At 38.0% G+C, this 14,462-nt stretch carries 8 protein-coding genes; 4 read left to right on the top strand and 4 right to left on the bottom strand.

Features of this window, described 5'->3' with window-relative positions; genetic code table 11:
* Nucleotides 1-7: 7 nt before the first annotated feature.
* From VB691_RS11085 to VB691_RS11095, 3 genes are all read left to right on the top strand, one after another.
* Entirely contained in the window at nt 8-2,575 is a 2,568-nt protein-coding gene (locus VB691_RS11085) for a M1 family metallopeptidase (protein WP_323291553.1), read from the top strand.
* 2 nt (nt 2,576-2,577) lie between these two features.
* Entirely contained in the window at nt 2,578-3,495 is a 918-nt protein-coding gene (locus VB691_RS11090) for a PhzF family phenazine biosynthesis protein (protein WP_323291554.1), read from the top strand.
* A 137-nt stretch (nt 3,496-3,632) separates the two neighbouring features.
* Nucleotides 3,633-3,920 (top strand): Nif11-like leader peptide family natural product precursor, encoded by a 288-nt coding sequence (locus tag VB691_RS11095; RefSeq protein WP_323291555.1) that lies wholly within the window; start codon nt 3,633-3,635, stop codon nt 3,918-3,920.
* Nucleotides 3,921-3,979: 59 nt separating this feature from the next.
* Here VB691_RS11095 and VB691_RS11100 read toward each other — a convergent pair whose 3' ends face one another.
* The gene (locus tag VB691_RS11100) at nt 3,980-6,931 is read right to left on the bottom strand and encodes a calcium-translocating P-type ATPase, PMCA-type (RefSeq protein WP_323291556.1); all 2,952 of its coding nucleotides are present in this window, start codon (nt 6,929-6,931) and stop codon (nt 3,980-3,982) included.
* A 115-nt stretch (nt 6,932-7,046) separates the two neighbouring features.
* Nucleotides 7,047-8,375 (bottom strand): DUF2330 domain-containing protein, encoded by a 1,329-nt coding sequence (locus VB691_RS11105; RefSeq protein WP_323291557.1) that lies wholly within the window; start codon nt 8,373-8,375, stop codon nt 7,047-7,049.
* 292 nt (nt 8,376-8,667) lie between these two features.
* Between VB691_RS11105 and gyrA the strand changes: the two genes are divergently transcribed.
* Nucleotides 8,668-11,298 carry a DNA topoisomerase (ATP-hydrolyzing) subunit A gene (gene gyrA, locus VB691_RS11110; protein ID WP_323291558.1) on the top strand — a complete coding sequence of 877 codons (2,631 nt, stop codon included), beginning with the start codon at nt 8,668-8,670 and terminating at the stop codon, nt 11,296-11,298.
* Between the two features lie 148 nt (nt 11,299-11,446).
* Here gyrA and VB691_RS11115 read toward each other — a convergent pair whose 3' ends face one another.
* Both VB691_RS11115 and VB691_RS11120 read right to left on the bottom strand, forming a co-directional pair.
* On the bottom strand, nt 11,447-12,427 hold the full coding sequence (locus VB691_RS11115; protein ID WP_323291559.1) for an HD-GYP domain-containing protein: 981 nt from the start codon (nt 12,425-12,427) through the stop codon (nt 11,447-11,449).
* Nucleotides 12,428-13,080: 653 nt separating this feature from the next.
* On the bottom strand, nt 13,081-13,950 hold the full coding sequence (locus tag VB691_RS11120; protein ID WP_323291560.1) for a tRNA (5-methylaminomethyl-2-thiouridine)(34)-methyltransferase MnmD: 870 nt from the start codon (nt 13,948-13,950) through the stop codon (nt 13,081-13,083).
* Nucleotides 13,951-14,462: the final 512 nt, after the last annotated feature.

Below are 14,462 nucleotides of genomic sequence, written 5' to 3' on the forward strand. Positions count from 1 at the left end.
CAGGGTTATGAGTATTAAAAACTTTGATAGCGAAGATAATAACCGCAAATTTGAATTGCCTGGTGCAAAACCCCATTATAACCCTGATCGTTGTGGACAGGTTAATCATATCTTTCTTGACTTATCCTTAGATATTCCTCAGAAAAAATTTGAAGGAACTTGTACCATTACCTTAACCCCCGTGCGTCCTGGAATTAATCAATTAATTCTTGATGCTGTTGATTTAAACATTCAATCTGTTTTAATAAATCAAATTAGTCAACCCTTTGATTATAACCGAGAACAGTTAACAATTAACCTCTTACAACCTACCACAGAAAAACCCATTAATATTGCCATTAATTATCAAGTTGAACAACCGCAAAGGGGTCTTTATTTTGTGGGGCCAGATGAACATTATCCTAATAAACCAACCCAGGTTTGGACACAAGGAGAAGATGAAGATTCCCGCTTTTGGTTTCCTTGTTTTGACTATCCTGGACAGCTTGCAACCTCCGAAATTAAAGTCAGGGTTCCTAACAACTTTATAGCCATTTCTAATGGAAAATTAATTAACCAAGAAACTGTTAAAAATGAGACTATTTATCATTGGTCACAGGAACAAATACATCCTACTTACTTAATGACTTTAGCAGTGGGAGAATTTAGCGAAATTAAAGACGAATGGAAGGGTATTCCTGTTACCTATTATGTAGAAAAAGGAAGGGAAGAACAAGGTAAAATAAGCATGGGCAAAACTCCCCAAATGATTGAGTATTTTTCTAATAAATTTGGTTATCCTTATCCCTATCCTAAATATGCCCAAGTCTGTGTAGATGACTTCATTTTTGGAGGAATGGAAAACACCTCAACTACCTTATTAACAGATCGTTGTTTATTAGATGAAAAAGCTGCCCTTGATAATGCTGGGACAGAGAGTTTAGTCGCCCATGAATTAGCTCATCAATGGTTTGGTGATTTAGTCGTTATTAAACATTGGTCACACGCTTGGATCAAAGAAGGAATGGCTTCTTATTCTGAGGTATTATGGACAGAAAATGAATACGGAAAAGATGACGCTTCTTACTATTTATTAAAAGAAGCAAGAAGTTATTTAGAAGAAGATTCATCTCGTTATCGTCGTCCCATTGTTACCAATATTTATCGAGAAGCTATCGAATTATATGACCGCCATTTGTATGAAAAAGGTGCTTGTGTTTATCACATGATTCGCGGAATTTTAGGAGAAGAATTATTTGATAAAGCCATTCATACTTTTGTTAATGAAAACGCCCACAAAACAGTCGAAACCATTGACTTATTAAGGGCAATTGAAAAATCGACAGGCTATAATTTATTATTTTTGTTTGATCAATATGTTTTTCGAGGTGGTCATCCTGATTATAAGATTTCTTATAGTTGGGATAATGATAATAATTTGGGTAAAATAACCATTACTCAAACTCAAGTAAAAGACACAGATAATGGTAAGAATAAAGACATTTTCGATCTAAAACTACCCATTGGTTTTGGTTACAGCAATACCACAATAAAAACCTTTACCTTACGTCTTCATGAGAAGCAACAAACTTTTTATATTCCCTTAGAAAGAAAACCAGAATTTATTAGTTTTGATGTGGGTAATTACTTCTTAAAAACCGTAGAATTAGATTATCCTATTGCCGAATTAAAGGCACAACTAAAATATGATACTGATCCTGTTTCTCGAATTTATGCAGCCATTGCATTAGGAAAAAAAGGCAACCTAGAAGCTATTAAAGCACTAGAAGAAGCCTTAACTCAAGATAACTTTTGGGGAGTAAGATTTGAAGCAGCTAAACAGTTAGGAAAAATCCAGTTAGATCAAGCAGGAGAAGCATTAACAAAGGGCCTATCTGATAATAATTTAAAAGTCCGTCGTGCGGTGATTGAAAGCTTAAGTAATATAAAAAACAACCATTGCTATCAAACCCTAAAATCTTGCTTAGAAACAGAAGACAAAAGTTATTATTGTGAAGCAGCAACAGCGAGTAGTTTAGGGTCAATTTTATCGGGAACATTGAAAGACAAAACAACAGAGGTTATTAACTTATTAAAAAAAGTTTTAGAAACCCGTTCTGGTTGGAATGAAGTGGTAAGATCAGGGGCAATTAGTGGGTTAAGTAACCTAAAAAACGATCCAGTTGCAGTTGATATTATTGCTGAGTATACCAAATTAGGAATTCCCCAAGCTTTACGGTTAGCTGCTATTCGTGCATTAGGAACAGTTTCTACTGGACAAACCCCCAATAAAGTTGAAGAAATTCTCGAACAATTAGATGCTATTTCTCAAGAAAGTTTCTTTTTAACTCAAGTTTCTGTAACCACCGCATTAGGACAAATGGAAACCCCAAAAGCTATCAGTATTTTACAAAGTTTAGCAGAAAGAACCCCTGACGGACGAGTGAAAAGAAAAGCAGAAGAAGCTATCAAGAAAGTCCAGAAAAAATTAGGGTCAGATAAAGGTATTCAGTCCCTACGAGATGAGATTGAAAAACTTAAACAAGAAAATCAAGAATTGCAAAGTCGTCTTGCTAATTTAGAAGCTAAAAAGTAATTATGAATCAATATAAATTTTACACTGCTGACGTTTTTACCCATGAAATTTTCGGCGGCAACCAATTAGCAGTATTCCCTCAAGCAACCGGATTAAACTCTCAACAAATGCAAAAAATTGCGGCTGAATTTAACTACTCAGAAACCGTCTTTGTATTGCCCCCAGAAACCCCAACCGGAACCAGAAAATTACGCATTTTCACCCCTGGAACTGAATTACCTTTTGCGGGCCATCCCACCGTAGGAACTGCCTATATATTAACCGCCATTGGCGAAATTACTGCCGAAACAGCAGACTTTACTATTATTTTTGAGGAAGGAGTAGGCTTAGTTCCTGTTAATATTAAAACCGTAGCAGGAAAGCCCGTCTATACAGAATTAACAGCCGCACAATTGCCGGAATTTCAGTCATCAACCCCAGATATTTCTGACCTTAGCTTAATCTTAGGTTTAGACCCCCAAGACTTAAGAAATGATGACTATTCACCCCAAGCTGTTTCCTGTGGGCTTCCCTTCCTATTTGTTCCTCTCAAAAACCGAAAAGCATTAGGCAAAATTAAATTTAACCACGACTACTGGCAAAAGATTTTATCCCAGACTTGGGCCCCATCTATCTATGTTTTTTGTTGCGATCCTGAACGAGACGGATCTCACTTGAGATCGCGGATGTTTGCCCCCTCAATGGGTATTGTAGAAGATCCGGCAACGGGGTCAGCAGCAACCGCTTTAGGGGGCTATTTAGGCATTCGTGACACCTTAACCGAGGGAACCCTAAATTGGCGAGTTGAACAGGGGTTTGAAATGGGTAGGCCTAGTATTTTAGAAGTCTTTACTGAGAAAAAACAAGGGAAAATCACTAAAATTCGCGTCGGAGGGGCATCAGTTTTAGTCAGTGAAGGAATAATGAAGATTCCTAACTAATGATTATCTTTCAGTTAAGTTTTGCTTTACGAAGGATTTAGGGATAAAACCAAGGTTATAATAGGAATAGCAAGCAGATCTTTTGGATAAAACTTAACAGAAGATTTGTTGATGTTGTTACCCCCTCAATCATTATTATGGCTAAAGAGAAAGTTATTGAATTTCTGAATGAGGCTGCCCAAAATCAAGACCTCAAAAATAAGTTACAGACTGTTAAAAATCCTGATGAGTTAACCACATTAGCTCAAAAAGAAGGGTTTGAATTTTCCTCAAAAAACGTGGATGAAGCTTTAGATGAGTTAAAGCAAAAACCAGGTTTTTTTGGTAAATTAGCAGAGGCGATCGCTGAAGCATTTAGCCCTGATCATGACAATGCTCCTCCTGCTATTGGTGTACAACCCTATAGTGGCGATTCTAGCAAATAATTATCTTGAGCTTTAACATTAGTCCGCGAAGGCGGACTTTATTTTTATAGCTTAACCCTTCAGGGTTTCATCATCGTTAAATCTTTCATCCTAAGTTGAAAACGCCATAATTCTCCTACCCATAATACCACAGATGTTCCGACAATAATCCAGAGCCAATCTTGTAAAGAAAGGGGGACAGTTCTAAATACCTTACCACCCCATTGAATAATAGCAATTTGGCCGAGAAAAATCACAGCAACAATTCCTAAAAAAGCTTTATTCTTTCCTATTCCTGACCCAAACCACTGCTTTAAACCAAAGCAACGGGTATTAAATAAATTCCATAATTGCAAAAATACAAACACCGCAAAAAAGACAGATAATTCATAATCATTAACAATTCCATCAGCTTGTAAATAAGCCAAAAATCCCATTAAAAAGAGCAAAAATATTAAACCTGTACCCACAATAATTTTAAACATTTTAGGAGAAATAATAAAATCTTGGGGATGACGAGGGGGCTTATTCATAACACTTTTATGGGGTGGTTCCGTTGCTAATGCTAACGCAGCAAAAGTATCCATAATTAAATTAATCCATAACATTTGTGTCACTGTTAAGGGTAAATTAATTCCAATAAATGGCCCCAAAAAAGCAATTCCCAAAGCGACAATATTAATGGTTAATTGAAATACTAAAAACCGTTGAATATTTTCGTATAAAGAGCGTCCCCACATGACAGCCGTGACAATACTACTAAAAGAATCATCCAATAAAATCATATCACTAGCTTCTTTGGCAATAGCTGTTCCACTACCCATTGATAACCCTACCTGAGCCTGTTTTAACGCCGCAGCATCATTAGTTCCATCGCCAGTTACTGCCACAACTTCCCCATTTTCTTGTAACAATTTCACCAATCTTAGTTTATCTAATGGGGTTGCCCTTGACAACACTTTTAAGGTTTTAATTACTTCTTTTGCTTCTTGATCATTGAGTTGATTAAATTCATAACCTGTTAAATGAAGCTGAGGATTATTTTCTCTTTCCTCTAAGGAATATAAATTAATTTGTCTGGCAATTTCTTCTGCTGTTTTTTGACTATCTCCTGTCACAATTTTGATTTTAATTCCTGAACTTAAGCAACTTTGAATCGCTGCTTTAACATCAAGACGTAAGGGATCAGTAATAGCAACAAATCCTAACCAAGTTAAATCATAATCTAAATTATCAATTATTTTTTCAGTAGGTTCAATCTCTAAAGAATGATAAGCAAAGCCTAAAACTCTCATGCCTCGTTTTTGATATTCATGGATAGTTTCTAAACAGGAATTTATAGAATCTAATTTATTTATTCCTGCCTCAGTTAATTGATGAGAACATTTAGATAAAACTATTTCAGGCGCACCTTTTACATAGATAATATTTTCATCAATAACTGCTGATTTCCCCGCCGTTGCCATATATTTATTATCAGCAGAAAAAGGGATTCTTGACTGTAAATTAAAATTCTGGCGATAGGTGAGGTAATCAATATCTTGATTCTCTAACCACAATAATAATGCACCCTCAGTAACATTTCCAATCGGGTTAACAATATTATCTGCCTTTCTTTCTAAGTCTACGGTACTGTTAGCACAAATAGACTCAAAAATTAGATTCTGATATACTTCTTTTTGTTGAGGATCAGAACAATTAAGACAGGGAAAATTAACTGATTCAATTTGCATTTTGTTTTGAGTTAATGTGCCTGTTTTATCAGAACAAATAACCGTTGCTGCTCCAATAGTTTCACAAGCGTGCATTCGTCTGACTAAATTATTGGTTGCTGCCATCTTTTTCATACTATAAGCTAAAGATAAAGTGACGCTCATAGCCAACCCTTCAGGGACAGCAACCACAATAATTGTCACAGCAATCATGAAATAATTAAGAAGACTTATCCCAACTTGTTTGGGGAGCCAAATTGTTCCTAACGGGATGTTCCATCCCCCCAAATAACTAACAGCAACACCTGCCATCAATAATAAAATCCCTAGTCCTAAACTCATCAACCATTGAGTAAGGGAATTATTCGGAAGAAAGTGAGAAAAATTAAAAGAGATATTAAGAGCATTTAACCCATCTTCTAGAATCGGCAACCAGACAGGAATTAAGGCAATAATACCACTAATAATTAGTAAAAATAGCAAATAAATCTGAGAAGAAATAAGATTTATTTCTTCTGTCCATAAACCCCGTAACAACAAACTAAAAAAAGTTAAACTCGCAATCAATAAGCCAACAATACCAATCAATTGACTTAGCTTTTCCAACTGAAGATTTAAGGGCGTTAATTGACCATCTTCAATAGAAATAACCGCCTGTGCGAGTTGGCCAATTTCACTGCGATCGCCCACAGCAGTTACTTCAAAAACTCCATGACCTTGAGCCACAATGGTGCTACGATGCAGATGAAAAGGCGGATAGGTTCCATTATGAGAAATATCAAAATACCCAGAGGTTTTTGCTAACTTTTTGATTGGGTTAGATTCTCCTGTAATTTTAGATTGATCCACCAATAAAGCTACCGCTTCTAACAATTCACCATCCGCCGGAACTTCCTCCCCTTGTTCAACAAAAACAATATCCCCAACTACTAAATCTTGACGCGGAATTTGAGCAAACTTACCATCACGAATTACCTTAATCGGAGTTTGATCATAAACATGATTCAACAATTCAAAGGCTTGATTTGCTTTATATTCATTGAAAAAAGCTAAGGTTGTGGCCAAAAAAATCGCCATTAAAATGCCCAAAGCTTCAGCATATTCATCCTGAAAAATACCAATACCCAAAGCAATAATTGCCGCAATCATCAAAATACGAATCACCGGATCGGCAAACTTTTCTAGGTAAAGATGCCACCAAGGTTTGCTTTGAGGAGGCGTTAGACTATTGCTACCATAACGTTGACGGTTCAAACGGACTTGTTCAGCAGTTAATCCCCGTTCAATCAAGGGGCGATCTCTCATATCAGGAGACACCATACTATTCCTCTCCTGGCTCTTTATTTCATCATAGCGGTAAGATTGGCAAATAGGGGCAATGGCCCTCGGTTTGCCCTCAACAATTTTTCGGAACAATGGTTTCGGGCTTACCTTATTAATTATGGTTTAAAAATCCCCAAAGTTTTCGCCACCAAGGAACATTTTCTACATCGATAAAATTGATTTTTTTGCGAATTTCTGTCAAATTCCAGCCCGTTAACTGGCTTAAGGTTTTGGCTTCTGTTTCTTGTCGTTCTTTCACTGATTGATAATAGGTTTGTGCTGCCTGACAATCCTTTTTTTCTCTAAACGGGTGACGAATTACATATCTTCCCTGGAAAAATTGATTGTTAGCGGTTTCCTGAAATTGTAAATCTTCGGGAAAAGTTGAGCGAGAATAACGCACATGAAGACGAGTGATAAATACTTGATTAGAAAAATTAGAATCTAACCAAAATACCCCGGCTTTTCTGAGTTCATCAGGGTTTAACGGTTGAGCAGAACAAGGATCGCAACTGGCCATATTCCAAGCATATTCAACAAAGGCAATTTTTTTGCCATTTTTATCATAAGCTGTTTTAAACATTGCCTGATAAAATGGGGCAAATTCCCCTTGAATAAATTCAGGAATGTCTACATCAGATGGCACTTTTTCCGTTCGATAATTGGTTAATTCAACTTGTCCTTTTGGAGAGAGTAAGTAAATAATTAAATCCTGTTCTCCGCTAGAATTGAGCATTCCTAAACGAATGGGTAACATGAATTTAGGTGATTCATAGGCCATCATTAGGGGACGTAGAGATTTAAAACCTGTATTTTCATATTCGGTTAAATTAACTTTTGCTACAAAGAATTTTAGATTCTGCTGAATATAAGGTCGTAAAAGTTGACTGGCTCCATTGGGAATTTTATACCCATTATTTCGCAACCAAATTTCTAAACCATTAGACTCTTTTGCACTGAGAATAACAATATCATATTCCCCGACAGTAAATTCTTCTTCAACCGTCACTCCCAAGGCATTACGTCTTCCCGTTTTCATCTCAGATGACGCTGAGGGAGCCGATGGCATTCTTAAGGCTCCATCCTCAAAGTAATTACGATTACAAGGATCACTATCAAAATATTCCACTAATCTTGGTGCGCTAAATTCATCTAATCTTTGAATAATTTGAGGTTCACCAATATGTACTTGTTCCTCTTTTAAGATTACTGGAACTGGCACAACCATCGCAAAATCTTTCACCGCCCCCTGATAATCATTAGCCATAGTTAAAACCGTGCGATTGCCATCCTTAGCAATAATGACTTGAGAGGCTTGATTATAAAGTTTTGCATCAGCTTTGGCTACATAAAATCCACAAAATGCGAGAGCATTATTAATGGGAAAAAGCAAGAGCAGAAAGCTTAAAAATACCAGAATTAAAAGGCGTAGGCTTTTCATGAATATTTCTCTATCACAGCAATAAAATTGTATTAGTATGAGTCTTCTTGCTTTTATTAAAGCGCGATCCTGACCATCATTAAATAGATAGGCTACAAAAATTAACGATATTTTAAGATAAATTGAATTACCCCTCCTTTGCCTCTACAATTACCAGATTCTCTGGTCTAGTTATGTTAAAATATTGAAGATAAGAGTCAATCTAACGATTTCAATTATAATTGGGCTTTTTTTGTCAACTTTTAAGACAATATTCCCCTAATTTGCCTTCTTTAAACGGAGTTCCCCCCCTATGACAACCTCTCAAGATCGGATCATTCCCACAGACTTGAGCCATGAGATGTCCCATTCCTACCTAGAATACGCCATGAGCGTCATTGTAGGGCGGGCATTACCCGACGCGAGGGATGGGTTAAAACCAGTCCATCGCCGCATTCTCTACGCGATGTATGAACTGGGTTTGACCCCTGATCGCCCCTTTCGTAAATGCGCCCGTGTAGTGGGGGAAGTCTTAGGGAAATATCATCCTCACGGGGACACGGCCGTATATGATGCCTTAGTGCGGATGGCCCAGAATTTTTCCATGCGCGATCCCCTCATTCAAGGCCATGGAAACTTTGGCTCGGTGGATAATGATCCTCCGGCAGCCATGCGTTACACCGAATGTCGTCTACAAACCCTATCAACCAATGCTCTTTTAAGAGATATTGAAGCAGAAACCGTTGATTTTGCCGATACCTTTGATGGAGCGCAACAAGAACCCGTCGTTCTTCCCGCCAGAATTCCCCAACTTCTCCTCAATGGTTCCTCTGGCATTGCAGTAGGCATGGCTACCAATATACCCCCCCATAACTTAGGGGAATTAATCGACGGGACGATCGCCTTAATTCATAATCCAGATTTAACCAACAAGGACTTAATTAAAATTATACCCGGCCCTGACTTTCCCACCGGAGGACAGATTTTAGGGCGATCAGGAATTGAAGATGCCTACCATGGGGGACGGGGTTCCATTACCATGCGTGGGGTGGCCCGAATTGAAACCATTGAACACAAAGGCCGGCCAGATAAAGATGCCATTATTATCACCGAATTACCCTATCAAACCAATAAAGCAGCCTTAATTGAACGTATTGCCGAATTAGTCAATGATAAACGCATTGAAGGCATTTCCGATATTCGGGATGAAAGCGATCGTGATGGAATGCGGGTGGTGATCGAACTCAAACGGGATGCTTATCCCAGAGTCGTTCTCAACAATATTTATAAACAAACCCCTGTTCAATCTAATTTTGGGGCCAATATGTTGGCCTTAGTCAATTCAGAACCCCAACTCCTCACCCTCAGAGAATTTCTCACGGTTTTCCTAGAATTTCGGGTTGAAACTATTACCCGTCGGACGCAATACGAGTTACGCAAAGCAGAAGAACGAGATCACCTGTTGCAAGGGTTACTCATTGCCCTAGAAAATTTAGATGCCGTCATTCGATTAATTCGCGGGGCCGCTGATACCGCCACCGCTAAAGAACAATTAATTGAACAATTTGGCTTATCCGTAGTTCAAGCTGATGCCATCCTACAAATGCAGTTGCGTCGTCTCACTGCTTTAGAAGCGGAAAAAATTCACGCTGAACATGAAGAATTACAGGTTAAAATTGCTGACTTACAAGATATTTTAGCCAAACGAGAACGGATTGAAGCCATTATCGAGGAAGAACTGGACCAAATTAAGTCTATTCATGCTACTCCCCGACGGACTCAAATTGTTCAAGATGATGGGGAAATTGTTGATACTGACTTAATTGCTAACGAACAGGCTATTATCCTAGTCACACAACAAGGATACATCAAACGGATGCCTGTTAGTACCTTTGCTGCCCAACAACGGGCCACCAGGGGGAAAGCCGCCGCCAAAATTAAAGAAGATGATGTGGTAGAACACTTTTTAAGCTGTTGTGACCATGATCATGTTCTCTTTTTTAGCGATCGCGGGGTTGTTTATAATGTGAGTGCCTATCATATTCAGGCCGCCTCTCGTACCGCCAGAGGCATTCCCATTGTACAAATGTTACCCATTTCCAAAGATGAAAAAATCACCTCCATTGTGGCAGTGAGTGAGTTTAGTGAGAATGTCTTTTTAGTGATGCTAACGCGCAACGGTTACATCAAAAAAACAGCCCTTTCTGCCTTTAGTAGTATTCGGACTAATGGGTTAATTGCTATTTCCTTAGCTGAGGGTGATCAACTGCGTTGGGTACGACTGGCCCGAGAGGAAGATAGTGTCATTTTGGGAAGCCGTCAGGGAATGGCTATTCATTTCTATGCCGATAACCAACAACTGCGACCCCTAGGCCGAGCCACCAGAGGGGTTAAGTCGATGAAACTAAAGAAAGGGGATGAATTAATTAGCATGGATATTCTTCCCAGTCAGGTAATAGCGAGTATTGGCAGTGCGGAGGAAGACGAAGATGAGGACATCTTAGAGAATGAAACTGAGGAGTTAATTGAAGAAGGTACCACCACCGGCCCCTGGATACTTGCTATTACTAATGGAGGTTATGGAAAGCGGGTTCCGGTGTCTAAATTCCGTTTACAACGACGGGCCGGCATGGGAGTCAGGGCCATTAAGTTTAAGTCCCCAGAGGATCGCTTAGCCTCCCTTCATGTGGTCAATGAGGGGGATGAATTAATGATCGTGTCTAACCGAGGTATCATTATTCGTCAGGCGGTAAATGCCATTTCCTTGCAGTCTCGCACAGCAACAGGTGTCAGGGTACAACGGTTAGATGAAGATGATGCGATCGCTGCTGTCGCTTTGGTTCCCCCTGCGGAAGAAGGGGAAGAAGGGATAGAAGGGGAAGTTGATGTTGATGTTGATGTTGATGTTGATGTTGAAGGGGAAGCAGAAGAAACTATGGCATAATCTTACAGGCCAAAAGATTTAGGGTCAATTGATAAATTGACCCTACCAAAACACTCAATATATAGAGGCGTTGCTTCACAACTAATATTAAACCGAATTAATTAATTATCAATTGTCAATTGTCAATTATCCATTGATAAACCAGCCCTTAAGCTTTGCCTTGTATTTTCTCCATAAAATCAACAAAATTTTGCACTAACTCCCGATTTCGCCATCCTTTTTCGGCTTCTTCAGTCATAATTTTTAGGGCTTCTTGGGGACTAAATGCTTGTTTATAAGGTCGTTGACTGGTTAAGGCTTCATAAATATCTAAAATTTGAAAAACTTGAGCTAATTTGGGGATAGTTTCCCCCACCAAACCATCAGGATAACCGCTACCGTCCCAACGTTCATGATGATGACGAATAATTTGGGCAATTCCTCGACGGTTTTGCATGGGACGACAAATTTCTTCCCCAATTAAAACGTGTTGTTTAATTAATTCTCGTTCATATTCATTTAATTTTCCCTGTTTCATCATCACTGCATCAGGAATAGCAACAGTACCAATATCATGAAGGTGAGAGGCTAAAATGAGGTCACTAATTTCTACTGGGGTAAGGTTTAAATATGTGCCAAATTCTTGTGCTAATTGATCAAATCTAATACAAGATGTTTCGTCTACAGCATAACGTTTTTCAATGGCTTTAGAAATTAAAAATAAGACTTGTTGTATTTGTTCTAGCCATTCATAAAGCCGTTTTCGTTGAATTAATAGTTCCACTTCCGGTAAAATGACCATCCGTTCTAAGGGTTTACTCATAAACCCATCTGCCTTCACTTCTTGACTTTTGAGACGGGATTGATTATCATCATCCACACTCATTAAAACAATGGGAATAGAACGGGTACGCTTATCTTCCTTCAGCCTTTGACAGACCTCAAAACCATTATACTGAGGCATTTTGATATCCATTAAAATTAGGTCAGGAGATGTGGCCAAAACCGTTGTCAACACATCAGAGATGCCCTCATGGTCTAAAACATTGTATCCTTCTTTTATGAGGAGATCCACCGCCATGACACGGCTAAAGGGGTGATCATCTACGACAAGAATTTTAGCGGGTTCCGAACTTCCAAAAATATCCACTGATTTTAGGGTTAGGTAAAAATGCTCTAAATTAAAGAATTACCGAAAATTTGGGTTTAAAGCCTCCCCCTTTTAGGGGGACTTTGTGCTATGGTATTAGAGTCTTCAGGTTGAAATGCCGTCGCACATCGTGAAAACTCTGCACTTCGACAAGCTCAGTGACCACTGAAATAGTGCAGCACTTTTGAGGGAAAAATAGATAGACAAGAGCCACCGAAAACTCTTTAAAAAGGGCAGTAAGTCTTTAAAAAGACCGAATGATACAAATAAAAGCTTTTGCCGTAAGGCAGGTAGGGTAGGGCATACCCAAACCTCTCTAGAAATAGAGAAACGCTTGGAGAGTGAACCATAAAAAGGGTGTCTAGATAGCAAGTGATATTCTAGTAAGCTCGGTTCAGACATAATCGTGTAAGACCTGAGTAGGGGTGACTCGAAAAGGCGGTGATTAGCTCAAGAATCCACTCGCATGAACGGCAGTGGAGTGTCAAATGGCTTTTCTTATTCTAACTTAGATCTGGATTTAGTATAAAACGCTCGAAAGGAGAAATCCCTAGAGAAGCCAACACTTCCCTTACGGGTAAGTGTTGGGAGTATGTCACATAATCTAGATTATGGTAGGGGCATAATAATATTATGCCCTTATGCTATCATTTTCAATGTTTATTTATCCATCGTTTTTTCCAATGACTACTGGGTTCTAGATTACTTTTTTCTTGTTCTTTCTGTCTACGCTGATGAATCATTTCTGCTGAGTCTTCTAAATTAGGATCTCGATAAGGAATAGCTGCACGAGTGTTTAAATGTTCTATTTCTTGTTGAGATAAAATGGGTAAATTTTCCCCTGTCCAGTTAGCAACAGTTCCAGGCGATCGCCTTCCTACACTTCTAGTTGCCCCAATCTTTAACCCTGCTAATTGTAACGCATTTCGCACAGAAGCTGCACAGGAATAGGTTGCTAAATAGCCATCTTTATGCAAACATTTGGCTATTAATTGCATAAATTCTACTGTCCATAGTTGGGGACATTTGGGGGGAGAAAAGGGGTCTAAAAATATTGCATCTATTGTATCTATTGCATCTAAGATTTTTATTGTTTGTCTAGCATCTCCTAATAAAAGTTTAGCTTTTAGGGTTTTGTTGTTAAATTCCTGGGTTTGGGCTAAAATGTTTAAAGACTCAACAACAGGAGATGACCAACTGTTTAGTAATTGATGGGAAATGGCTTGTAAAGGAACAGTTTCATCCTTCTCTAATGCTATTAATTCTACTTGGCAATGGGGATTTATTGACCAAATTGTTTCTAAGGCTGCCGCGCTATTATATCCTAATCCGTAGCAAATATCTAGGATTTTTAAGGTGTTTTTACTTGAGGCTTTTTCTTTTAATTGACAGGGTTCACTAAATTTATATTGTGCTTCTTGTTTGGCCCCAGAATGGGAGTGAAATAATTCGTTAAATTCTTCTGAAAAAAAGGTATAAGAACCATCATCAGTCGGTTTAGGAGTTAAGATGTTATCCAACATTATTATAAATACGTTTTCAAAACAAAAATCTCTATATCACAATTTACTTTTTTTGTCAAGGCACAATTTACAAAAATCAATATAAGTAAAAATGAACTAACTAAAATTTATTGAGAATTATCTTGAAAATGTCAGAGTATCTCAACAGATGATGAAGAAGGGAACGAAATAATGCCTATTACCGAGTTAACGTAAAAATTAGACAATATAAAAGCCCACTATATCATTTAAAATCTTAACATGAAAATAGCCAAAATGCCAATATCAGGCAAATTCAATAAAAATCTGGCAAAAGTGATCAATGATTAAGTTGTGTAAAACCCAAAGCTTTATTTAAAAATATAATGACTTTGACACAAAATATTATTTATAATTATGTATAAAGGCCAACGATAAAGTCAACTAAATTGAGGGCTTTAATGCTAAAGGGTGTTTTATGTTAAATATATTTGATTTTATGAGAAATGAGGCAGATGTTGCTAATTTTCTAAGATAGGATCGGCAGGACTGTC

It is taken from the genome of Crocosphaera sp. XPORK-15E (assembly GCF_034931425.1).
Classification (GTDB): domain Bacteria; phylum Cyanobacteriota; class Cyanobacteriia; order Cyanobacteriales; family Microcystaceae; genus UHCC-0190.